The organism is Photobacterium sp. DNB22_13_2 (assembly GCF_052873915.1).
In genome coordinates this window covers 1-23899 of record NZ_JBNNXU010000002.1, presented here as the reverse complement: position 1 = coordinate 23899, position 23899 = coordinate 1, and the positions used below count along the sequence as shown (strand labels likewise).

Below are 23899 nucleotides of genomic sequence, written 5' to 3'. Positions count from 1 at the left end.
ACTGAAGCTTATATATTTGATGTGTTAATTGTACAAAAAGCCACCGTGATGTCCATGGTGGCTTTTTTTGATTTAAAAGGCAGAGATATAAACGTTTGCTTTATGTTTGAAAAAATAAAAGTATCCTTTTCAAGGGTCTAACCGCATTTTTGATGGGGTAGGCCATTTTTTTTGGCATAAACATAAATTAGTCATTGAATTTAGAGGCCAAAGTGTGAATAATGTTCTCCCGTTTACACGGGGCTTTTATTAGGAGGTACAATGATTTACCGCCTCGCTCGATCCGCTATTTTCAAGCTTGATGCAGAAAAAGCGCACGATCTGGCTATTCAGAACTTTTCTCGCTTTACTGGCACTCCTCTTGATCTTTTCTATCGTCAACACGTTCCTGATCGTCCTGTTGAAGTGATGGGTATCAAATTCAAAAATCCTGTTGGCTTGGCTGCTGGCCTTGATAAAAATGGCGAATGCATTGAAGCATTTGGCGCAATGGGTTTTGGCTTTGTCGAAGTTGGAACCGTTACTCCACGTCCGCAGTCGGGTAACGATAAGCCTCGTTTGTTCCGTGTCATTCCTGCTGAAGGTATTATTAATCGCTTTGGGTTTAATAACCTTGGCGTTGATAACCTGATTGAGAATGTGAAGAAAGCCAAGTATGACGGTGTTATTGGCATCAACATTGGTAAGAATAAAGATACGCCGATTGAAAAGGGCGCAGAAGATTACCTGATCTGTATGGAAAAGGTATATCAGCACGCTGGTTATATTACGGTAAATATCTCTTCGCCTAATACTCCAGGTCTACGTTCACTTCAGTATGGTGAAATGCTTGACGATCTGCTTACTCAATTGAAAGAGAAGCAGAAGGAGTTGGCTGAAAAACACGGTAAATACGTACCTCTAACGCTGAAGATCGCGCCGGATCTTGAAGATCATGAGATCAAGCAAATTGCAGAGTCATTGATCAAAACAAAAATCGACGGTGTTATTGCAACCAATACCACACTAGATCGCTCGTTGGTCAAAGACATGCCGCATTGTGATGAGGCTGGTGGCCTAAGTGGTCGTCCACTTCAGAACCGCAGTACTGAAGTGATCCGTATGTTGGCGCAAGAACTTGATGGTGCACTACCTATTATTGGTGTTGGTGGCATTGATTCAGCAGTCTCTGCTCGTGAAAAAATGGCAGCAGGTGCGAGCCTGGTACAGATTTACTCTGGTTTTATCTACCACGGCCCTAAATTGGTTAAAGATATCGTCACAAATATCTAATTAACAGTACATAGAATGCTCTCGAGAGAGAGTCAGACATCAAGGTACCTGCAGGAGAAATTTTGCAGGTACTTTTTTTATGTCGATATTATGACGAGTGTCTTATCAATAGAAATTTTGTCAAAAGTACAGAGTTTCATGAGGAATACTTTGTGTTTTCTTCCTCTTTTTATTTACCAAGAGGGCAGTAGAATTTGCTCTAAAGTTTTGTTTGTTGTAGTGGATAAGCTTTGTAACGGATGCGGATATGGAGCGGTGCTTATGTTGAAACCCAATAATTCATGGATGTGGTATTACGACCAGAAGTACGACGCTCTTATGCTGGATCTTGGCGATAACATGATTTTCCGCGTGGCTATTCCGACCAAAAACTTAGTTCCTTGTGCTTTTGCACGCACAACTTTTACGGTTGACGATGCATCTGTCTACCAAACCTTTCTCGAAGGGATGTCTATCCTCGACCTATCAGCACCGCGAAAAGCAGAGCTTGCATTGAATGCTGTCGCAGCAAGCCGTTTCCATAAGCCTCTTATGCCAAAAAGCTGGTTTTTTCATCAGCGCTCAAAAGGGCAGCAGCCCCTGCAGGGGGATATTGTCACACTTTCAACCGACCTTAGTGAAGGGCAGTTCCTCATCATCGAAAACAGTGGCTCTGCGAGCTTATGTATGATGGCTGATACAACCTCTTTAGCGCTTAATCCTGCGAAAGAAATGGCTTTCTGTGAGACGATAAAGGTAATGAATGACCGTATGACGGCCTATGAAGGGCCTTTAGAAGCGCCAATAACGCTTGCTCTGGTTGGATAACAGATATCACTAATCAGATGCCGTGGGTGATTTCAGTCTTTTTTCGGTATACCCAGCGTAGAATACAGATATATACGAATTCATCTTAGCCTTTGTCCGATCTTAAGTGCATCTACCTTGTTCGTTAATTCGTATGACGAAAACATCAATAATAATTCCCCCTCAAATTGACTCTTCATATCTTGTCCGTCAAGGTCTAACTCCTCCGTCCTTATTTCTCTCATTTCAAACCAATTATTTCGAACCAATTAAAGCGAACGTTGATCGTGCGAAGCGAGTCATTACTGCTTTCCCTCGCTACTGAAGAATGACCACGCTCTCTTAATACAGGTATGTGATGAGCGGTTTAAATCGTGTCGTGTAAGAGTAGATTTACCCAGTATGACAACAGGGAGGCTTTGTGAGGAAATCTCGGTATATATAGACAGGGGTTTGGCTTTTCTGCCGGTTATTTATCGATAAAACTATTACCAGGAAGGGCTTAGCAATAAGGAATGTGAAGAATATCACGCACCCAGAACACGTCTTTTCTTATTTTAGCTGTTTAATAAAGCGTCATTATTGGTGATGCAAGTCTAAAATTTTTATCTTTTTATCATTTTTTTTCTGCCTCATTTTATTGACTATGGGCAAAAAACCACCGTAATTTTGCACCTTAAAACACAAAGAACGGTAGTCACCTTCCTCATTTTCCTCATTCATGTAATAAAGTTACCAAGCAGCAACAAGCTGTAGTAGGTTTGAATTATGTCCTTAAGAGTATTAATTCCTATCTGGAAATATTAATAGTGCTAAGGGAGAGTTGTATGAAGTTAAATGGTTGTGAGGTTAGTCAGTACCGACTTGTCATTGCTTGATTATATAAAGAGATTCGATGTAACTTGTTGATATGGATGGGATGGCTGACGCTGTTTCTCATTGTGAACAATGGTATTTATATCATATGATGTCATTTCTGATCAGTTGTTTACAGGTGTGGACAATGCTTTTTCTATCATTGTGCACGTATGGAAACGAATGCTTGTGCTTGGTTTTGCTAGTTGGCATGCGTTAATCCACAACAGAATCTAGAAGTGAAGAGTAATGTGACGTGTAGTTGCATTTGATTGCTGTTTTTTTAGCTAAATAACCGAGTTAGCACCTTTTATGACAAGGTATTTACTGGGTTTTCAGTTATAATTCACCGCAACATAAGTGTGAAAAGAAATCCATGAATCAATATTTAGCTATCACTTCACGAGGTCTTGAAAACCTCCTTGCAGAAGAACTTACGAAACTTGGCGCTGACAGTGTTCAGGTTGTCCACGCTGGCGTCCGTTTTAAGGCCGAACAAGCAACGGCTTACCGATGCTGTCTATGGACGCGAGTTGCATCGCGCATCATCTTGGTACTGAGCGAATTTAACGTTCGTGATGACATGGATTTGTATTTAGGTGCGGCTGCGATTAACTGGCCGAACTACTTTGGTAGCGACACCCGTATCATTGTTGACTTCAACGGTACCAACCGTGAAATCCGCAACAGCCAGTACGGTGCAATGAAAGTGAAAGACGCCATTGTTGATCGCTTTACCAAGGCTGATTTACGTCGTCCAAGTATCGATCGTGAGCGTCCAGAACTACGTATCCACATGCGCCTATCTGGTGAGAAAGGTGTACTGGGCCTTGATATGGCAGGTAGCGGTCTTCATCAGCGTGGTTACCGTAGCGAAGCAGGTAAAGCTCCACTGCGTGAGACCCATGCTGCGGCATTGGTGATGAAGTCAGGTTGGACGCCAGAGAAGCCACTGCTAGACCCTATGTGTGGTTCGGGTACTTTGCTTATTGAAGCTGCGCTGATTGCGGCAAATATTGCGCCGGGTATCAAACGTCAACGTTGGGGCTTTGAGGCGATTAAAGACTTTGATCGTGAAGGTTGGCTCGAAATTCACGCAGAAGCGAAGGTAAAAGCCCGACGTGGTCCTGCTAACGTGACGACTAAGTTCTTTGGTCGTGAAATGGATCGTCGTGTTCTTTCTATTGCGCGCGATAACGCAGGTCGTGCCGGTGTTAAAGATCTGATTGACTTTGAATATGGTGATGCAACTCAGCTTACATGCCCTGAAGGTTTCTCTGAAGGTGTGATCCTGTGTAACCCTCCGTATGGTGAGCGTATGGGGACAACGCCTGAGTTGGTTTCCCTATACAGCGAACTGGGTAACCGTTTGAAGCTTGCTTTTGCGGGCTCTACTGCTTCTATGTATTCATCTTCAAATGAATTGCTAAGTTGTTTGCGTATGCGGGCAGACAAGCAGTTCAAATTGAGCAATGGTGCACTGGATTGTGTACTGAAAACGTACCTAATCACAGCAGGTGGTGTTAAGCATGTTGATGGTGAAGCAGAAGGTCGTATCGAAGAGAAAGAAGTCGCACCAGATTTTGCAAACCGTCTGAAGAAGAATATTACCAAGCTAAGCAAGTGGGCAAAGAAAGAAGGGCTTGAGTGCTACCGCCTCTACGATGCCGATTTGCCTAACTACAATGCAGCGATCGACAAATATAAAGACTTCCTGATTATTCAGGAATACGCGGCACCAAAAACGGTTCCAGAAGAGACAGCACGTCGCCGTTTGATGGATATCATGCGTGCAACGATTCAGGTAACCGGTGTTGAAAACAACAAGGTCATCCTGAAAGTGCGTGAGCGCCAGAAGGGTAAGAGCCAGTATCAGAAGCTTTCTAGTGCAGAGCGCCACATGATTGTGAATGAATACGGCGTTGACCTGAAGGTTAATCTGTACGATTACCTTGATACTGGTTTGTTCCTTGATCACAAGGTGACGCGTAAGCAGCTTGGAAAAATGGCAGCAGGTAAAGATTTCCTTAACTTGTTCGCTTACACAGGTTCGGCAACGTGTCATGCTGCTTGTGGCGGTGCGAAGTCAACAACAACTGTTGATATGTCCAACACGTATTTACGTTGGGCACAAGAAAACATGGAGCTGAATGGCCAAGTGGGTTCTCAGCACCAGTTTGTTCAAGCTGATTGTCTGCAATGGCTGCAAGAAGCGGATGGTGACTTTGATCTTATCTTTGTTGACCCACCAACGTTCTCAAACTCGAAGCGTATGAAGCAAAGCTTTGATGTTCAGCGTGATCACATCATGCTACTTGAGAACCTAAAACGTATGCTAAGACCGAATGGTCAGGTAGTTTTCTCGAATAATAAGCGTCAGTTCAAGATGGACATCGAGAAACTTGAAGAACTTGGCTTACAAGCGAAGAACATTTCTGATAAAACGTTGCCAATGGATTTTAGCCGCAACAAACAGATTCATAACTGCTGGATCATTACCCACAAGGAAGGTTAAGTGCTAATCACGCTTTATAGCACAGAAGGGTGTCATCTTTGCGAGCAGGCTTATAGCCTGCTCGTACAAGCCGGTGTAAAAGAGCACGTTCAAGTGGTGGATATCGCCTTTGATGACGTGCTTTTTTCTCGTTACGGCGTCACAATTCCTGTGCTTTCTATTCTTAATCCTGATTCAGACTCAAACAGCCCAGAACTCGGTTGGCCCTTTGACGCTAATGAGTTGGCACTATGGTTAAACAACAATGGCATTAATTAATATTAGTAACGCCCAATTGGCGTACGGTGATCACGCGCTGCTTGATAAAGCAGAATTTCTTCTACAGCCGAAGGAGCGTGTTTGCCTGGTCGGCCGTAACGGCGCTGGTAAATCTACTTTGATGAAAGTGATTGCCGGTGATGTATTGCTTGATGATGGCAGTATTCAGCGTGAGTCCGAGTTGGTTGTTTCGCGTTTAGAGCAGGATCCTCCTCGTAATGCTGAAGGAACAGTCTTTGATTATGTTTCAGAAGGTCTAGCAGAAATAGGGCAGGTACTGAAAGAGTACCACCGTCTGTTGGATTTGATCACCCATGATCCTTCTGAGTCAAATTTCGCAAAATTAGGCCGAGCGCAAGAAAAGATTGATCATGCTGATGCCTGGCAATTCGACAACAAGATCTCATCGGTTTTGGAGCATCTCCAGTTAGAGCCAAATACATTGCTTAAAGATTTATCCGGTGGTTGGCAGCGCAAGGCCGCATTAGCGCGCGCATTGGTTTGTGACCCGGATATCTTGCTACTTGATGAGCCTACTAACCACTTGGATGTTTCTACTATTGAATGGCTAGAAGGCTTCCTAAAAGAGTTTAGAGGTTCGATCATCTTTATCTCGCACGACCGTGCATTTATTCGCTCAATGGCAACCCGAATCGTTGACCTTGACCGTGGCCAGCTAGCGTCTTTCCCGGGTGACTATGACCAGTACCTCGAAGATAAAGAAGAGATGTTACGGGTAGAAGCAGAGCAGAATGCTGAGTTCGATAAAAAGCTAGCGCAAGAAGAAGTATGGATCCGTCAGGGGATCAAAGCTCGTCGTACTCGTAACGAAGGACGTGTGAGAGCACTGAAGCAGTTGCGTCGTGAACGCAGCGAGCGCCGTGAAGTCGTGGGCAAGGCCGACATGCAGCTTCAAGATGCGCAGCGCTCAGGTAAAATTGTGTTTGAGGCTGAACATATTAGTTATAGCTATGGCGACAAACCAATCATCAAAGATTTCAGCTTCAACGTCATGCGTGGTGATCGTATTGCCCTAATCGGTCCAAACGGTTGTGGTAAGAGTACGCTATTAAAAATCATGCTGGGTGATCTTCAGTCACAGGGTCACTTTCATTGCGGTACAAAACTAGATGTAGCGTACTTTGATCAGTATCGCGAAGTTTTGGACCCTGAAAAGACCGTCATGGACAACCTGGCTGACGGTAAGCAGGAAGTGACGGTAAACGGTCGAACCCGCCATGCTCTTGGCTACCTTCAGGACTTTTTGTTCCATCCACGCCGCGCTCGTACTCCGGTTAAAGCGCTATCAGGTGGTGAGAAAAACCGTCTGTTGTTGGCGAAACTTTTCCTTAAGCCTAATAATTTATTGGTGCTAGATGAACCAACCAATGATTTAGATATCGAAACATTGGAACTTTTGGAAGATATTCTTGCCAACTATCAGGGTACTTTGCTGTTAGTCAGTCACGATCGTCAGTTTGTTGATAATACTGTGATGACAAGCTGGATTTTCGAAGGGAACGGTGTCATCGATGAATACGTTGGTGGTTACCACGAGGCCCAAGAACAACGTACAAACTCGCTAAGCCAAAAAGCGAAAGCACACGCTGCCGATATTGAGGCAGAAAAGAAAAAAGACGAGAACAAGCAGCGTCAGGCTGAACGTCCTAAAGCAGGTAAGAAGCTTTCTTATAAACTGCAAAAGGAATTGCAAGACCTGCCGCTAAAAATTGAAGAACTGGAAAATGAAATTGCGCAGTTGCAGGAATTGATTAACGATCCTGCTTTCTTCCAAGACGTGAAAAATGACACTGAAGGTACGCTGAACCGCTTGGCGGAAGCAGAAGCTGAATTTGAGCAAGCATTTGAACGTTGGGAAGAGCTTGAGGCAATGCAGAAGGAAGCTTAATGCAACATAAGACATTAAAATTGTCTGCACTGGCCGTATTGGTGGCCGGTGCGACAGGCGCTAACGCCGCGGTTTACCGTGTGGTTGAAGTTACGGACAACTCCGATGTAACGACTCAAAGTTATTATAGTAACTTAGAGTCGCAAATTAATCAGAAAGTAGAATTCTACGGTCAGGGCATTACCGCATCTGAAGCTAGTGATAACTGCTTTGCGGGTAGCTGTGACGAGGCTAACTATTCTGTATTCGGTGAAAGTCGCTTTGGTTCCGATGGCATAAACTATCGCGATGAAGTGCCATTTATCCTCGATAATCTTCAGCGTGTTAACGACGAAGATCGTCTATATAGCTACTGTGACCGTAACTTAGGACCGAATACGTGCCGCGAATGGGCGCGTACGCAGTTCTATGGTAAAGGCTACAACACCAATGATATTCGTGATCGTAGTGGCTTTGGCGGCTTGATCCGTGAGCAAGAAGCATGGAGTGAAAATTTCTATTCCAATGCGACGGCTATCAGTGGTTCTGATGCCTTTACGGCAGTTGATACCTTTGCAGATGATCAAACCAAGTATGATCCCGATGCAGTAGCTGCATTGGGGTCAATCGTTGATTCAGGCAATCATAAAACCACCAACAGTGTGATCAATGCTCAAGGCACAGCCGCTAACGTTGGCAAATATACTTTGGGTGTAACCAGTGGTGCCTACTTCAGTGATAACCAAAGGTTTGCTCGTCAGTTTAATAAGCGTGGTTTTGTAAACCTTGGCGATAACAAGGTAGGTCTTGCTCCTGCTGGTACGGATCCGCTAACCAAAACTGCCGGTCAATCTTTGGCGTGGGATGCGGTTGAATATAACGGTCAGCTGTTAGTTGTGGGTAGTGCGTCATACGATCGAAGTGATTTTAGTGATAGTGACAACAAGGTGCCAAACAACCGTAGCGACCGAGATGATCCTACTTTTAATGAGTCGACTTTCAGAAATTGCCCGACGAGATTTGATGAAGGTCTAGATAGCTTCTACGGCACCAAAGAATGTCAGCTTTCAGTATTTGCTAACGACGGTGTGTTCTGGACGGTGGACGGAACCTCATCAAGTGTCGATGCTCAGTTGCTTACCAAGAACGACCTAGCCACTTTAGACCCTGACAACAAGGACCGTTCATTCCAAGCGGGTGCTCGAGCTGTTGAGTTAGTCAATGATCAGCCGGTGATAGTTGGTTTCACAACGAGCCGTTACGACAAAGACTACTACGCAATGCAAGCGGCGATTTGGGAACTGCCTGCAGGTAGTGAAGCTAAAGCTGAGAACTTCACACGAACCCTCATTCCTGGTATTCAGCTAGAGAGTGGCAGTGACCGCGTATTTACTTACACGCTAGCAACTGGTGTAAATACCAAAAACCAAGTCATTGGTTATACCAAGAACTGGAATGCGGATAACCGTTCTTACGTAGAACGTATGTTTGTTTATGATAACAATAATACAGATGACACGCCGCCTAAATTCTTGGATACCTCGGTCTCTGAATTGTTCTTTAGTGGTGCGAATGGTTACCCGGCGGCAATCAACAACCATAACCAGATTGTTGGTCGATTGGATAGTGAGTCGGTGAACCAAGTAGATGGTCGTTTCCGTCGTCAGCGTGCTTTCACCTATGCAATGGGTGATATTGAAGGTTCAGCAGCGTTGAAGAAAGGTGATGTGTATTTCCTTGATGATTTGACCAATGATGGTGACATCAACGGAATTGCAAACAACTACCGTATTTTCGAAGCTACAGGCGTTAATGATGCAGGTGTTATATCTGCAACGGCCTACAAGTGTGAAGGTGGTTATGACGACCTAACAACGGAATCATTCTGTAAAGGTGGTGAGCCAGATGTTGAGCGTACAGTCGCTGTTAAGTTGATCCCAATTTCTGCTGCAGATGAGCCGACAGTTCAGGAGCGTCCTGCAGAGGAATCTAATATTGAACGTAGTGGTGCATCGTTAGGTATGTTGGCAATGGTATTCCTTGGCTTCTTAGGGTTCCGTCGAAGAAAGTAATTTTTTGTCAAAATTGGTTAAATTGCACTCAGGCTCACAATATGTGAGCCTGTTTTGTTTTCATAGTTGATCTCTGCTTCTGTTTCGCTAATTCTTAATAGTGGAGACACAACATCTCCATCATTATGCAATAGTAATGAATGTAAATGATAAGGATGAGGATCGAACTTATGAAGAGACAAAAGCGGGATCGTCTGGAACGCGCACAATCTCAAGGCTATAGAGCTGGCATAAATGGACGTTCCAGTGAAGACTGTCCGTATCAAGCGACAGATGCCCGTACTAATTGGCTAGGTGGCTGGCGAGAAGCACGAGAAGATCTGCAATCTGGCCTGTTTAAATAATAAATCTCCCTTCATATCTCCCTTATTGAGCCCCTATTAGGAACAGGGGCTCTTTCTATTTAGGCGGCAAGAGGCGCTTGGCAAGAGGCTATAGGGGCTATGAAAGGCTAAGGCTTGATTCTAAACTGTCCAAAGCGTTCCTATTATTACGTCCATTATTTCAGTGACAATGTAACCTTGATTACATCTTTCAGTAGCGCATAGTGCCACTAGCCACTAGCCACTAGCCACTAGCCACTAGCCACTAGCCAGATACAAAAAAGGCCGCCATAGGCGACCTTTGGATAGCTTGTTAACTATTGCTTAGAAGCTTGACGTATCTTTGAATAGGCCAACCTTCAAGTCTTTAGCGACGTAAATTTCTTTACCATCAACCAAGACTCGACCATCGGCAACACCCATGATGAGCTTACGGTTGATAACGCGCTTAAGCTGGATTTCATAGGTTACTTTTTTCGCTTCTGGCAGGATTTGACCAGTAAACTTCACTTCACCAACACCCAGAGCACGACCTCGACCTTCGCCGCCAGCCCAGCCAAGGAAGAAACCAACTAGCTGCCACATAGCATCTAGGCCAAGGCAACCAGGCATTACAGGGTCACCTTTGAAGTGGCAATCAAAGAACCACAGGTCAGGGCGGATATCTAGTTCAGCATGGATGAAACCTTTACCGTGATCACCACCTTCATCGGAGATGTTTACAATACGGTCAATCATCAGCATGTTGTCAGATGGCAAGGAAGGGAAAGCTGGACCGTAAAGTTCGCCTTTACCACATGCAACAAGTTCGTCGTAATTATAAGATTGCTGGCGTTTCATCAGACTTTAAAACTCCTTAAAAAGTATGGAGGCAATTTAGCTTACACATGTACGCCAAACAACTCGGATCAGTTCTGGACCAACCAGTTACGGATGCGCGCTAACAAACCGATGTGCTTCACCATTTCACCGTTATGGAAGATATCAATGCGTTCTGCAATCTTTGCCAACAAGGTCTCTGCATCCTGATCATCGCTACGGAAGGCTTGGCCGGTAAGTAGAGGTAAAGCATCATCGACACTTTCTGCGCTCCACAAGTGGAATTTCCCGTTTTTGATGGCATCTAGGATCTCATCATTGAGACATAGGTTAGTCATGTTTGTTTTCGGTAGTATGACACCTTGGTTACCCGTTAGGCCACGGAACGCACAAACCTGATAGAAACCTTCGATCTTTTCGTTAATACCACCTACAGCCTGTACACGGCCAAACTGGTCAACGGCACCGGTCACGGCGATTTGTTGATTAATCGGCTGCATGGATAGCGCTGAAACTAACGCGCATAGCTCTGCCAAAGAGGCACTGTCGCCATCCACTTCGGAATACGACTGTTCGAATACAATAGAGGCAGAGAAAGGTAAAGGTTGGTCTAAATCCAATGCGGTACTGATAAATGCCTGCATGATCATCATGCCCTTGGCATGGATATTACCGCCGAGCTCTGCTTTGCGCTCAACATCCGAGATATCACCGTCACCAAAGTGTACTACACATGAAATACGGGCAGGCTCGCCATAGGCGCGAGGGTGGCCCGGAACTTCAACTACGGTTAATCCGTTGACCTGACCGACTTCTTCACCTTGGCAATTGATCAGGACCTGACCGTGATGAATATCTTCAATCGCACGCTCTGGCAGGTAAGACTCACGGTATTCACGTGCTTGGATTGAATCTTTCAAGTGCTGGGCGGTTATTTTCTGACCTTGCGAATCAAGGGCGGCTTCACACAGTAGGCTCTGGTGCCAGATAGGGCAAAGTGGCACGCGGGTTTGGTCTTCGGCGTAACGGGCACCGGTCTTTAGCACCATCTCTAGTGCTTGAGAATCCGCAAGTTCTGGCAGCTTGGCTTTCTTGATGATGGCTTTGAGGTAAGCGAGGTAAAGCGGAAGGTTATCTTTATCAATGATCAAATCCTGCTCGAACTCACCATACATGGTAAAGCCTGAAGAGATATCCGGTTCGGCATTCTCCAGCTCAGCCATCAGGTAACGGTCGCCAATTAGCACCAATTTGATATTGAGCTGCTCTGCTGGTGGCAGAGGATACAAAGATTTGTTTGAGGCAGCTTGCCAGTCCAGTGTCCCGTTCATCAAAATGCTTTTAAGACGAGGCCATAAGCTTGGGTTTGCTAGGATAGCAGTGACAGAAAGTACCAAGTAGCCATTATTAGCCTGGTGTACAAGCCCATGTTTAACTTGCTGTTTGCTGATGTTGTTTTCTTCAATTGGTGGATACACTGCACCAAAAAGGTTTTGTTCTGTTACGTTTTCGCCAGCGACGATGACGGGTGATTCATTGTGGGCTGCAGCTTGTTGTGAAATCAGCTCAATGACATAATCACGGTAAACCTTGTTGTCAGGTGCGGTAATACGCAATACCCGAGGTTGAAGTTCGACAGCAGTAAACCGGCGCACAGCATCTGATAGGCGATCTTGCAAGGTTCCGGTATTTGCGGGAAGAAGATCGTCATACTGTTCAAGGATGGCTTGGTACTGAGAGTAGTCTGGAGTCATCGAGCGCCAGTTTTGTTCATGCATGGGCGTGTGCTTTATTTCGTAATGTGAAAAGGTCAGCAGTATAAATGAATCAATGGCCGCATAATAGCTTAGTGTGTAATGTTGTTGACTTCATTTGCAGTTTGATTGAGATCGACTTAAAAACAAATGCTTAAAGTTCAAAATGGAATTGAGCTTTAGATGCCTTACAGTTACACTGTCACCACTTAAGTTTAGACTTATCGAGAACCTCTGACGACTATGAAATATCAGCAGCTTGAAAACCTTGAAGCCGGTTGGAAATGGAATTATCTAGTAAAAAAATGGAAAGAAGGTGAAGCGATCACCGGGTACATTGATACCAGTGAAGCGAAAGCAGCGGTTGACGGCCTCCTATCTATCGAGCATGAGCCAACCAAGGTGTTAAAGTGGATTGATAGCCATATGTCACCGGAGCTTGATAAGAAGCTTAAACAAGCTATCCGCGCCAAGAGGAAGCGTCATTTCAACGCCGAGCAAGTTCATACCCGAAAAAAATCCATTGATCTCGATTACCGTGTTTGGGAAAGACTGGCGGAGAAATCCAAAGAGCTGGATTGTACCTTATCTGACACGATTGAGTATTTGTTGAGTGAATCCAATAAGACGGAAGTGGCCAGTAAACAGGTACTGGATCTCAAACATGACCTTCATGAACTACTTGATTTTGAATAGGCTAAGTAAAGAAAAGAACTAGAATCTAGATATAGCCTCTAGCTAATACGAAGATCTACTCAAAACCCTTTGATATAGCATTTTGTAGGTCTAGGCATGAAAAGGAACTTAGAGAGGAGCCAAGCATGGAATTTATGGGATTTGTGATTGTCCTTGCCATTGTTGTATTTATTCTGGTGTTCAAAGATCGACCAATCATGGTGCTGATCTTTGAAGAGGGAAAACTCACCAAGCAGAAAGGCCAGATCCCAAATGGTTTTTTGGCTGGCTGCAAAGATATTGCTCATAAGCAGCCGTTTTCTGGCCAGATCAAAGTTTATAAGAACCGCTTTGCGACCAAACTGGTTTTTTCAAAATCGGTGCCAGCTAAGGTGAAGCAGCGTATTCACAATGTTTTTCCGCATAATGGTGGCTCGAAGAAGCGTGGAAGACGCGCTTAACTTTTAGATTAGCCGTCAATAAGCTCTCCGGTCCGGGGAGCTTTTTTGTATCTGACACTTTTCTGTCTCTAATGCAATTTTGTATCATAACGGTCACCTCAAACTAAAAGCATGAATAGAGGTTATTTATATGCTTACACCACACGCGTTTCGTTTAACTCTTGGTACCGATCTGAAGTGGTCCATTTTGGCGTATGTGCAACAACAAGACATTAAAGCAGGCTCGCTGTTAAGTTGTGTTGGTTGCCTTTCCCACGCCTCTATTCGGCTTGCCAATGAATCAGAGAGCCTCGAACTAGCAGGGCCGCTAGAAATTCTCACCCTAAGTGGCACCTTAACCCCAGAGCATGCTCATCTGCATGTTTCCGTGGCGGATAAATCAGGACGTGTATATGGCGGTCACCTGCAAGACGGTTCGATAGTGTCTTATACCGCTGAGGTGTGCCTGGCAGAATATACCAATTTGTCTTTTTCCCGTGAGCTTGACACGACGACAGGCTTCACTGAGCTGGTGGTGAAGTAGTTATTCCCTCTAAAACCTTATCTTGGTTATAACCCGGTTGAGCCTAATTAAGCTGTATATACTTGTTAGTATTGATAATACGTAAATACAGGTGATGAAAGTATGGATAAGGCTGTAAAGACCGGTGTGTCATTTCAGGCTCAAATCAAAGGGAATCATTGCTTTGGTTGCGGTTCAGAGAATCCCCAAGGGTTGAAAATACACAGTTATTGGGGGGCAGATGACACCGCGCTGTGTCGGTTTACTCCTGAGCCTTATCATTGTGCGGCGCCTACGCACTTTCTCAATGGCGGCATTATTGCCACTGTGATTGATTGTCATTGTATTTGTACGGCAATGGCCGATGCATACAGGCGCTCTGGTCGAGAGATTGGTGAAGGGGAGCCAATATGGTTTGCTACCGGTGGTTTGTCGTTACAATATCTGCGCCCAGTGTCGATAAATGCGAAGCTTGTATTAAAAGCGCGTGTAATGGCTGCTGATGAGCGCAAAGCTGAATTAAGGTGTAAGTTATTGGCGAATGGTAAAATAGCCGTAGAGGCTAAGCTAACGGCTGTGAGGGTACCTGATTCGTGGATGAAAGAATCAACTTAGCTTATTTATGTCGGTATTGTGATATTGCTCTCAGCGATTCGTTCTACTTCTGAACAATGTGTGAGTCATTCTATCTGCTTGTCTATTTTTTAAAAGCTAACTTGCATTGTTATAGTTGTATGTTGTTGTGCCAGTCCAAGTTGGTATAAATCACCTGATTTTCAGCTTGGAGATAGCAAGATGATACATCCGTTGATACAAATAAGCACAGCTATAATACTCGTTATTCCATCAACTACTAAAGCTGTAACCGATCTTAAAGAGGTTGAAGGTAAAGCATCGTTTGTCACTGTAGGTGCGCTCAATAATTACGAATCAAAGATAAATGCTCACCCATTTCTAAACTCTTCAATTCCTCGTCCGAAAAATTACACCGGTGAGTTTTTTGAAATTAACCATGATTATCCTACTCAACTTGAGCAACCCGCTAAACCATACCCTTGGACGAAGGTCTCTCACTCAGGAAAAATTACCACGACAAATGCAATGGATTATGTACTCGCGTTAAAAGAATATGTTTCCAAGGATATGCGTGAACTTATAAACAACCCCGATAAACCGAATAATGAAAATTGGTATCAGTCGATTTGGTTGGGGACGGAACGAGAGCCTGTTCATGGGGTGTATGTAGGCTCGGGCTTTCCTGCTGGAACCTTGACCGATCAAGGGGTAGATATAACAACCTATGTTTATACGCTATATGATAATCGAGCAGCCAAAACACTAGGTGATATATGGGGTAGGACGTTGGATTCGGCGCTCAAGCCAACAATTTCTGACCAGACAACGCAATACAGTGAAGGTAGCGTAATTGTTAAGTTTGCTTTTGTAACGGCTTGTGGGGCGGATTGGAGCCCAATGAAAGGAACAGCCATATGGCAAATATATGCGCCAATAAACAGCAGTAATGGCACTGCAAAATCGACTCAATCTAAGTGTGATGTTACTGAAGGAAAAGGAAGCAATACGACCCCTGTTTTAACGAATGTGTATTTGATGCAGTTTGATATCATCGTTAAAGACACAAAAGCAGCACCTGAAACGGGATGGGTTTTCTCGACGCTTGTTTATGATCAAAGCGCCCCAGGTAAAGATGTGTGGGATAAAATGATCCCTCTAGGGGCAACATGGGGAGGCGATACTGATATTGTTAATGTCAAAGATGAGGCGCTTATACCTCCAGTTACAGTTAATACATCATTAAAGCAGAATTGGATTAACTTAGAAGCCCCCGAATATTCACGTTCGACATTAGCTTGGGATGGTCGGCTATCAGGACCGAATGATGGTGCTGTCGTGACTCCTGCATGGACAGCGGATAAATACTATCATCAAGGGCTTGCATCTGCGGGTTGCTTAGGTTGCCACAGCTCAGCTCAATATCCTATGACGTCGTTTTTGCTTCCGACAACCACTTATCCGCCACAAACCAAGCAAGCACCTTTATCCAGTGATAGTAGTACCAGCTCGCTTGTACTAACGATGCCAGGGAGTGAAGGCTGGATGAGATGGTTCCAAAGCCATAATGGTTTAACCCCTATGGGTCCTAATGATAGTAAAGGCAACAAGCCTATTGCGCTTGACTATGACATGGTGACGGCGTTTAAAGCGATTCCAATGTGGCAGGCTGCTCTGGCGGCGCAAAAGTAAAGCGATGCCTTGCAAAACAGCCGTGGATCATCGAGTCTACGGCTGTTAATTAGTCGGTTGCGGGACGCTTTATTTCTTCTGGGTATTTTTAGGTTTGGAATTTGCGATATCAATCAAAGCCTGATGACTGGCTAGATAATGCTGTATCTTCTGCTGGAGGTCACATAAGGCTTGCTCGGCTTTTATTCTGTTTTCCTTCTCTTGTTCCAATTGTTTTCCAAGCTCAACGGCCATATAGCCACCTTTAATTAAGGCTTTTGTTGTGACGTTACTCTCAGTAATCGATTTTAGCTCTTCGATCATATAATAGTGCTGGTCGATATCTCTTATTGTAATAGCCATGTGCAGAATAATATGTAAAAGATAGCATTATGGGGTAATTAATGTTTGCGTCAATGTTTTTGATGCCTTTCTTCCGAGGCTGTATATTCGTTGAATGTTCATTTTGCTATCACTTTCGCATGTAAAACCGAAGGTAGAAATAGTCGTGCGTATTGCGCTAATACCAATTAACGATAATTTGCTGCTGGAAACTATTGTAGATACTATTCGACAAAGATTAGAATTCATGAATAAAGCAAAAATGTAGTTGTAAGGAAAAGTGGTGAGCCAGCAATTAAGTCAGATTAAACGACGAGCGATGGAAAATCGTATGAGGGAACTATCAAAACCTTCACTACCTGGTTTAATGGAAATCACCCATGGAAGTGAAATAACCCTTAGTGTTAAAACACCGGTAGGGCGGCTTTATCAGGTCAGCTCAGTATTTATTGGTACTAATGGTAAAGATAAACTCTATATAGAATTGCCAAAAGTGACCAAGATTGAAAGGGAGGAATTCTTCCAGCTTGGCTATCGGATGACCATTAAGGCTGTCTCTGAAAAAGGCGAAGGGGCCTTGGTTAATGTAAGGACCAAGATCAGCCATATTATTACGGATCCGGTTCCGCTGCTGGTGGTTGATATTCCACCTCAGATAGAGGTTGTTCAGTTACGTAAAGAACCCCGTTACGACGTGAATATCGAGGGTAAAATAGTACTGCCTTCCCGCACACTAAAAGTGATGCTAAAAGATTTGTCGCCTTCAGGTTGTAGTTTCTATATTGAAGCTAATGGACCAACGATTGAGATCAATAAGGTGGTGTCGGTTGAAGTGGTTCATCCTAGAACTGAAGTGATTTATCCCTTGTCGGGTAAGGTCTGTAATCATCAGTCTCTAGGGGTAAATAAACAGCTTGGTATCGAGTTTGACGATCTTGGTCAGCAAGCCGTGAGGGACTTAATGAATAAGCTAATCTTTGACGGTGCAAAACTCTCATTCAAGAAGTAGAGACAGGGCAAGGTGCGGTAAAATAGATTGCTCTGCCTATTACGTTGTCACTTTTAGATTGAACTAATCGTCATCACTGAGTTGTAGTATCTCCAGCTTTTCAAGGCAGCGCTGAACTTTTTGCATTGAAAGCGGCTTGACTAAATAGTCGTTAGGGTTATGGGAAATCACTCGTTTCACGGTTTCAATTTCGCTGTCACCGGTGACAATAACCACAGGCAAAGAAGGGTATTGTGTTTTTATATACTGTAATACTTCAATGCCATCTAAAGGCTTGCACAGATTCAGATCGAGAAACACGCAATCAACCGTATTTTTAAGCAAAGCGGTATAGGCTTGCTGTGCAGTAGGCGCATAATGCAGTTTTTGGATAGGGACGCTTTTTCTTAGCAGCTCGGCCATAATTTTGGCCATCATCTTATTATCTTCAATGATGAGAAACTTATTCATATTGGTTTTTCCTTAAACTCATCGTGTTTTTGCTAAGTACAACAACAAAGCTTTTATATTTATATACTCATGTAGCGTTAAGTTGTTTAGTTCAGCGTGAATGGCATTGGTATATATTATGATAGGGATAATAAACGATCAACTTGTCTGAAGGTGAACCATATTGTGATCTCTATCTGTAGATTACATACTCTAACGCACTATAATTTTGTATCTGTGCTAAATTTAATCACCTTTTAATGGTATAAAAAATAGGTTTTTTTATGTTCTTAAGAGGCTGTACATAGCGCACAGCCTCGTTGGTTTAGATAGCTAGTGACTTTCCGAGTAACACACTATTTAGGTGAAGCGGTTGGTTATCTCTTGTGATAAACAAGCCACGTTGGTCAGAAATATAGGCGGCTTTATCTGCAGACTCGATAATGTAAAAACTACGAGCTGTGAGTGACTGTCTGTTATCTGCAGTGTCCTGCTCTTTAGCTAGCACAAGATAATGAGACCCGTAGCGCAAGAACAGTCCGTAGAACTGTTTTGAAATAGTGATCCTATTGGCTACGTTATAGCCTAAAAATTGTATCTTGATTCGGCCATGGGTGAGCACCGTCGAGAGGCGCTCGTGTCCAATATCAGGGTAATTGGAGTCAAATTGATAACGTTCATTTGTGGTTAAGGCCGAGACAATGCCTACGCTGACCGTGAAAAATAAGCCGAGTACAATACCGAACATTGCTTTAGTAATGAATTTACCCATGGCAATCACCTTGTTCAATGTATGACGTTAGATCGGTAAAGCCATTTTGCTTATCGACGGCAATCAATTGGTAACGGTTACAAATCCCCCCAAGAGGGTAAACTATCATCCTAGAGTTTGGCTCTGGGTGATCCTTGATTGCATTGATTACTGCTGGTGGCATTGGCTGGCCATCATAGAGTATATGGTGCTTATCAATATGCGTGCCTTCGACAAATAGCGTCATCTGCGCAAGTGTTACAACCGTTAGAATGAAAGCAATCGCCGTTACGAGGTAACGTTTAGTTAATTTAGTCAGTAACGGTATATAGTTAACATTCGCGTGTTTAATCTCTGTAAATACAGAATTATTGACGCTTTCAATATGCTCTTTATTGACCAATTCTCCCGTTGCTGGTGGCTGATCATCTGTCTCTAGTGCAATATTTTCGGCGGCATGAAGGCGAATGAGGTAGCCTTTTTTAGGTTCGGTAACAATCACATCTTCAGCGCCAAGCTCAATAAAAGCTGACCGAATGTGTTTTATTGCAACTGTCAAAGAACTGTTGGTGACTACCTTACCAGTCCAGCAGGCTTCCAGTAATGCATCGCGGCTAACGGCAACGTTAGGTTTTTCTGCCAGCATACAAATGATAAGTGACTCAGAGCGAGAAAGTTTCACGCTTTCATTATCAGTGGTGCGGATCAGCACTTGTGTTACAGGGTCTATCTTAAAATCCCCAAGTAAAACCGGTGTTGTCATGTCACGCATAATTTTCCTCATATTCACCACTTTGAGCAGGGGATTTTAGGGGAACACATAGCTCAAAACAATGTCGTTAAGGGTAAAAAACTAGAATAAGAATGGGTAACCGTGGTTGTATGGCCGAACTATTGGTTAAGTTCGGCCTACGGGCTTACTAAATATTCACTTTGTAGCCAAGATACATGATGTTGTACGATGCACTTTCTGTTTTAACGGCTTCTAGTTCTTTGGCCATTTCCTGAACATGATTTTCATCACGAGCTTGAACCGCTATGGAATAGGTTGGTTGCTTAAGGTTGCCATCGAACTCTTGGATACTGAGGTAGGCCGAAGTGACGACACCTTGTGCATTCCAATTGACGACTTTCTGGAGATCCTTCCCCAGGATTTGATCGACTAATAGATTCTGTTGAGGCTCTAGCCAGGTTAATTCCAATGAGTAGTTATTCTGGATCATTTCTTTGTCCAGCCACTTTGTACCAATCTCTCTGATATCACTGATTTTTACTACGTCGTCTTTGAAGAAAGGAAGCGGTTCAAGGCGCTTGAGCACTTGATCCGCAGAGCCGGCTTCCATGACAAAGTTAATGATTGGGAATTGCTTGCCGTCTATTGTTGAATGACGAACAAATAAATCATGAATGATGCCTTGTTGTACTAATTCAGAAAAAGCATCGCGCTGCTCATTCATTCCATCTAATACAATTAATGCATTATCTGTTTTCCACTCGAGGCTAACACCAAAGGCTGCGCTGTGCGCTTGTGTTGCTGACAATGCCAACCCAAGAGCAAGAGGGATTAACTTAAGCTTTTTCATACAAAATTCCTTTTAGTTTCTGATAACTTCATAAAGAGCAGGGTAAAGTTCAACGCCGGGAAGACTCAGTGGCGACAATGTCTTGTTCATTGCGGATATGGCGGTTTTAAAGTCGGCTGTCGATTCCCATTTCGCGACATTGATGTAGTGGAATTGACTGTTCGGTTGGAGTGAGCGGTGTAGTGTTGTAGAAATATAGCCCGGCTGTGTTTCTAGAAAGTCCCTGGCTTGCTCCCAATGATCGAGTACCGCCTGCTCATGAAATTCAGGCACATGAAAAGGATTAATAAGGGTGACTTCGGCACTGACTGGAGCAACAGTGAGCGAGAGAAGTAGAGCGGGGATGACTTTACCTAACATTTGGATCTCCTTGTTATTGTATGGCGTTCGAAATTTAGCACATACCATAATCAGAAAACCCAAATCGTAAGTTAATTAATATTAATTAACGTTGAATTTCAATACCTTGAACTAGTGTGGGGCGTCGGTGCGGATATTCATTCCTTTTAGCATTGGTAGATAAATAAACTGTATGTTGCGTAGAGCAATGGCGCGATGAGACATAAAAGCAGGAAGGGTGACATTGTCACTCTCTGTGTCGTTCTTAACTATACAAATATCATGTTGGTTGTATAAGGCGTAGTTTAAAACTTGATCAATTCGTTGGTCTGTCGGCGGTATCAGCAGCATCCTACGATGGTGATGGCAAGCTTTCAGGTTACTGAGGTGGTACATTTACTCAAATGTGGTACTGACTTGGGTTTGATACAGATAAAATCTGTAATCACTATTGGTTATAAAGTTTAGATTTAAAGCTCAGTTATGCTGAGCTTTAATATTATTCTGTATTATGATGTCGATTTTTTATTTTGCAGGTGTTTCTCTTTATTCTTATGTAATATTTCTAAAAATTTATTTTTTATGATGTGCTTTGTATTTGAATTGTGCATTATTTTCTTATCTTGAAGGTTTTATCACATGAAGTACATTTATAAATTACTGAATAGATGAACTTTTCAAATATCCTTCTCTTTTTAATGATTAACTTTTTATTGTCACAGCAATTCATTTTTGCAATACCATTGACGTGTACCAAATTTTTTTACGGTGTAACGACTTTCCAACATGAAATGTTCACTTCCAAATATGGACTTACAATATATTGAACTGGTATCGGACGCCGATGCGGAAGTTCATTTCTTTAAGCACCGGTAGCTCACCTAATGGTGTGCTGCCTAAGTCCATAGCACGGTGGGCAATATTGGCTTCTAGGCTCCATGCATCCGTAAGGTGGACTTGGTTATCAAAGCGAAGCTCAAACAGGGGCTCGTCAAATGTCGCAACACGGATGGCAGGCTCAACTGTCCAGCGCTTCATCAGATTGAATTTACCGCCAACCTCTGCTGTAAATGCTGTGTCTGAGTAGGTTGTCGAAATATCAGAGAAAAAGGGGGTTGATAATTCGAATTCAGCGGACAGTTTTTCTGCACCTAGCAGGGCATATACTGAGCTGTTCTTGCCAACAGGCATGTAATAACCAAGACCGATTAGCGAGTGGCTAAAGCCTAGACGATTACGGGAAACATCATCATAACGACCTTCTAGGAAAACTTGGTCAGTAGGGTTGATGCTAGCACGCGCATAGTAACCAGACATATTGTCGTAGCTGCTGTCATGCGTAATATCGGTACGAAGGTATTCACTGTATAGCGAATACTGGTAACCAGCCGATACATAAGAATAGTTCTGCTGAAGCTCAACAGGACCAGCAATTGCAGATGTTGTAATGGCGCAGCCAAGGGCTAAAAGGGGTAAAGCGTTTTTCATTAACTTAATCTCCTGAATCGGTGCGGAGATTAAGTGACGACTGTGAAAATTGATACATTTGGCGGTGAATATTCATATTAATTAATTCATTAATAACATTATCCTCTTGATTAATAAAGGAATTAACCTTAGCCTCTAATGCACTATAATTTTATATTTGACCATGTTAAAAACATCATTATTTCCTTATTTTTGTTAAAAACTCAGTATATATACAGTAGGTATAAATATTCACCAAACAAGCTCTCATCAGTGCGATAGAGCAAAAAAATGGGTAGGGTACGGAAATAACACAAATTTCGATGTCACCGTTTTGATAAAGCTATGCTTTCTATTGCGTAAAAGCAGTGATTAATAATCGCTAACACATCAATTTTGACGGCGATAATGGAGAAGGGTATTTTCCCGTTTAGATCCTTAGGTAGCTTCATTCAAGTTATTTTTATTAAACTAATTTATATGCTTATATAATGAAAAAAACACTATTAGCTGTGGCGTTTGCAGCATTTTTTACAGCTCCATCTTTTGCAACTGAACAATACTCTGATGATTTTAGCGGACATCGAATTGGTATTGGCTGGTCACAATTCGATTTTGAAAACTTTGACTACGGAAGTGGTTTAAAACTTGAGTATGGCTATGACCTAAACAAGTTTGTTGGCTTTTCAGCAACTGTTGCGTTTAATGATGGTAAAGAATCTGATTGGTACAACTCAGTTGTCTGGGATGGTACATCTCTAAAATTTGGTGCAGATCTAGGTAAGGCTTTTGCGGTTGAAAGTGGTTTTATAAAGCCTTACTTTGCTTTAGGTTTAATGTCTTACTCTGAAGATGGAAAGATTTGTTCTGGCTCTAGTTGTATTCGAACATCGGGCTCAGAAACATCCCTATATTATGGAGTAGGTGTTCGAGGTGAAATGAATAGCATCTATCTAGATGCAAATATCCATTTTGCTGAGTTAGATGGGTTCGATACCGACCAACTTTCATTTACCGTTGGCTATAAATTCTAAAGTTAAAGCTCAGCAATGCTGAGCTTTTTTATATGAGTATGTCTGGCAGTGGCAAAACCTCCAAAGCCATAGCTTTGTGTGGTGGATAGGCTCATAGCTATACCTCACAAGTTATCTTGTAAATTTTAAGGGGATTTGATAAGTAGGGAGTAATACAATTTTTCTTCTAATTGCCTTGAGTTGCTCCGGATAAACCAGTTCCGGATTCATGGCTTCCAGTTGGCGGATTGCCCGTTGTTGAACCGTCTGTTTCGAGTCGTTCTTGCTGCGACGCGTTTCTGCTGCTCGAATTCTTGCTGTTTGGTTTGGGCAACCAAGCGTTTGTTATCGACTATCTGGCCTTGGTCTACGGCGTCCAGTTTATCGAAGGTTTTAAAGCCCAGCTTCCGGTGCCCATACTAGATGACGATGGTGCCGTCAGGGCCGGTCGAGCACTTTGACCACCTGATTGACGAGCCGCTGGTTTTCTTCTGTGGGGTCAATGAGATAGAGAACCTTATCATATTGAAACGTCAGCGATT

General features: G+C 43.2%; 23 protein-coding genes. 14 read left to right on the top strand and 9 right to left on the bottom strand.

Annotation, left to right across the window (positions count from 1 at the left end):
- The first annotated feature begins 261 nt into the window (after nucleotides 1-261).
- The 7 genes from pyrD to rmf all read left to right on the top strand — a co-directional run bounded on the left by pyrD (nucleotide 262) and on the right by rmf (nucleotide 9990).
- A complete protein-coding gene (gene pyrD / locus ACVA58_RS03235) occupies nucleotides 262-1272 on the top strand; it encodes a quinone-dependent dihydroorotate dehydrogenase (protein WP_446509016.1) in 1011 nt (336 codons plus the stop codon).
- 261 nt (nucleotides 1273-1533) lie between these two features.
- Nucleotides 1534-2079 (top strand): cell division protein ZapC, encoded by a 546-nt coding sequence (locus ACVA58_RS03230; protein ID WP_446509015.1) that lies wholly within the window; start codon nucleotides 1534-1536, stop codon nucleotides 2077-2079.
- 1210 nt (nucleotides 2080-3289) lie between these two features.
- Nucleotides 3290-5428, top strand: coding sequence for a bifunctional 23S rRNA (guanine(2069)-N(7))-methyltransferase RlmK/23S rRNA (guanine(2445)-N(2))-methyltransferase RlmL (gene rlmKL, locus ACVA58_RS03225; RefSeq protein ID WP_446509014.1), 2139 nt, complete (start codon nucleotides 3290-3292; stop codon nucleotides 5426-5428).
- Nucleotides 5429-5686, top strand: a complete 258-nt coding sequence (locus ACVA58_RS03220; protein WP_255043960.1) for a glutaredoxin family protein — start codon at nucleotides 5429-5431, stop codon at nucleotides 5684-5686. It begins immediately after the preceding gene.
- Nucleotides 5673-7595, top strand: coding sequence for an ATP-binding cassette ATPase Uup (gene uup, locus ACVA58_RS03215; RefSeq protein WP_446509013.1), 1923 nt, complete (start codon nucleotides 5673-5675; stop codon nucleotides 7593-7595). The genes ACVA58_RS03220 and uup overlap by 14 nt, the downstream gene beginning before the upstream one ends.
- Nucleotides 7595-9646 carry a DUF3466 family protein gene (locus ACVA58_RS03210; RefSeq protein WP_446509012.1) on the top strand — a complete coding sequence of 684 codons (2052 nt, stop codon included), beginning with the start codon at nucleotides 7595-7597 and terminating at the stop codon, nucleotides 9644-9646. The genes uup and ACVA58_RS03210 overlap by 1 nt, the downstream gene beginning before the upstream one ends.
- A gap of 170 nt (nucleotides 9647-9816) precedes the next feature.
- Nucleotides 9817-9990 (top strand): ribosome modulation factor, encoded by a 174-nt coding sequence (rmf, locus tag ACVA58_RS03205; RefSeq protein ID WP_255043963.1) that lies wholly within the window; start codon nucleotides 9817-9819, stop codon nucleotides 9988-9990.
- Nucleotides 9991-10293: 303 nt separating this feature from the next.
- Here the strand turns inward: rmf and fabA are convergent, their stop codons facing one another.
- Together fabA and ACVA58_RS03195 are read right to left on the bottom strand one after the other, a co-directional pair.
- Entirely contained in the window at nucleotides 10294-10809 is a 516-nt protein-coding gene (fabA, locus tag ACVA58_RS03200; RefSeq protein ID WP_446509011.1) for a 3-hydroxyacyl-[acyl-carrier-protein] dehydratase FabA, read from the bottom strand.
- Nucleotides 10810-10877: 68 nt separating this feature from the next.
- Nucleotides 10878-12566, bottom strand: a complete 1689-nt coding sequence (locus ACVA58_RS03195; RefSeq protein ID WP_446509010.1) for an AAA family ATPase — start codon at nucleotides 12564-12566, stop codon at nucleotides 10878-10880.
- Between the two features lie 219 nt (nucleotides 12567-12785).
- Here ACVA58_RS03195 and matP point away from each other — a divergent pair, with 219 nt between their 5' ends.
- From matP to ACVA58_RS03170, 5 genes are all read left to right on the top strand, one after another.
- A complete protein-coding gene (matP, locus tag ACVA58_RS03190; RefSeq protein ID WP_255043966.1) occupies nucleotides 12786-13238 on the top strand; it encodes a macrodomain Ter protein MatP in 453 nt (150 codons plus the stop codon).
- A gap of 134 nt (nucleotides 13239-13372) precedes the next feature.
- Nucleotides 13373-13678, top strand: a complete 306-nt coding sequence (locus ACVA58_RS03185) for a DUF3634 family protein (protein ID WP_446509428.1) — start codon at nucleotides 13373-13375, stop codon at nucleotides 13676-13678.
- A gap of 130 nt (nucleotides 13679-13808) precedes the next feature.
- Nucleotides 13809-14201, top strand: coding sequence for a PPC domain-containing DNA-binding protein (locus tag ACVA58_RS03180; RefSeq protein WP_446509009.1), 393 nt, complete (start codon nucleotides 13809-13811; stop codon nucleotides 14199-14201).
- Nucleotides 14202-14303: 102 nt separating this feature from the next.
- Complete coding sequence (locus ACVA58_RS03175; protein WP_446509008.1) at nucleotides 14304-14795, top strand: PaaI family thioesterase; 492 nt, start codon at nucleotides 14304-14306, stop codon at nucleotides 14793-14795.
- 180 nt (nucleotides 14796-14975) lie between these two features.
- On the top strand, nucleotides 14976-16445 hold the full coding sequence (locus tag ACVA58_RS03170) for a hypothetical protein (protein ID WP_446509007.1): 1470 nt from the start codon (nucleotides 14976-14978) through the stop codon (nucleotides 16443-16445).
- Nucleotides 16446-16514: 69 nt separating this feature from the next.
- Here ACVA58_RS03170 and ACVA58_RS03165 read toward each other — a convergent pair whose 3' ends face one another.
- The gene (locus ACVA58_RS03165) at nucleotides 16515-16748 is read right to left on the bottom strand and encodes a hypothetical protein (RefSeq protein WP_446509006.1); all 234 of its coding nucleotides are present in this window, start codon (nucleotides 16746-16748) and stop codon (nucleotides 16515-16517) included.
- Between the two features lie 301 nt (nucleotides 16749-17049).
- Here ACVA58_RS03165 and ACVA58_RS03160 point away from each other — a divergent pair, with 301 nt between their 5' ends.
- Complete coding sequence (locus ACVA58_RS03160) at nucleotides 17050-17775, top strand: flagellar brake protein (protein WP_446509005.1); 726 nt, start codon at nucleotides 17050-17052, stop codon at nucleotides 17773-17775.
- A gap of 63 nt (nucleotides 17776-17838) precedes the next feature.
- Here ACVA58_RS03160 and ACVA58_RS03155 read toward each other — a convergent pair whose 3' ends face one another.
- The 6 genes from ACVA58_RS03155 to ACVA58_RS03130 all read right to left on the bottom strand — a co-directional run bounded on the left by ACVA58_RS03155 (nucleotide 17839) and on the right by ACVA58_RS03130 (nucleotide 22365).
- Entirely contained in the window at nucleotides 17839-18225 is a 387-nt protein-coding gene (locus tag ACVA58_RS03155) for a response regulator (protein ID WP_446509004.1), read from the bottom strand.
- A gap of 304 nt (nucleotides 18226-18529) precedes the next feature.
- A complete protein-coding gene (locus ACVA58_RS03150) occupies nucleotides 18530-18976 on the bottom strand; it encodes a hypothetical protein (protein WP_446509003.1) in 447 nt (148 codons plus the stop codon).
- The gene (locus ACVA58_RS03145) at nucleotides 18969-19739 is read right to left on the bottom strand and encodes a winged helix-turn-helix domain-containing protein (RefSeq protein WP_446509002.1); all 771 of its coding nucleotides are present in this window, start codon (nucleotides 19737-19739) and stop codon (nucleotides 18969-18971) included. The genes ACVA58_RS03150 and ACVA58_RS03145 overlap by 8 nt, the downstream gene beginning before the upstream one ends.
- A 136-nt stretch (nucleotides 19740-19875) precedes the next feature.
- Entirely contained in the window at nucleotides 19876-20538 is a 663-nt protein-coding gene (locus tag ACVA58_RS03140) for a hypothetical protein (protein ID WP_446509001.1), read from the bottom strand.
- A gap of 12 nt (nucleotides 20539-20550) precedes the next feature.
- Nucleotides 20551-20898 carry an antibiotic biosynthesis monooxygenase family protein gene (locus ACVA58_RS03135; protein WP_446509000.1) on the bottom strand — a complete coding sequence of 116 codons (348 nt, stop codon included), beginning with the start codon at nucleotides 20896-20898 and terminating at the stop codon, nucleotides 20551-20553.
- A 792-nt stretch (nucleotides 20899-21690) separates the two neighbouring features.
- Nucleotides 21691-22365, bottom strand: a complete 675-nt coding sequence (locus ACVA58_RS03130) for an outer membrane beta-barrel protein (RefSeq protein WP_446508999.1) — start codon at nucleotides 22363-22365, stop codon at nucleotides 21691-21693.
- A gap of 470 nt (nucleotides 22366-22835) precedes the next feature.
- Here ACVA58_RS03130 and ACVA58_RS03125 point away from each other — a divergent pair, with 470 nt between their 5' ends.
- Nucleotides 22836-23378, top strand: a complete 543-nt coding sequence (locus ACVA58_RS03125) for a porin family protein (protein ID WP_446508998.1) — start codon at nucleotides 22836-22838, stop codon at nucleotides 23376-23378.
- The last annotated feature ends 521 nt before the right edge of the window (nucleotides 23379-23899 follow it).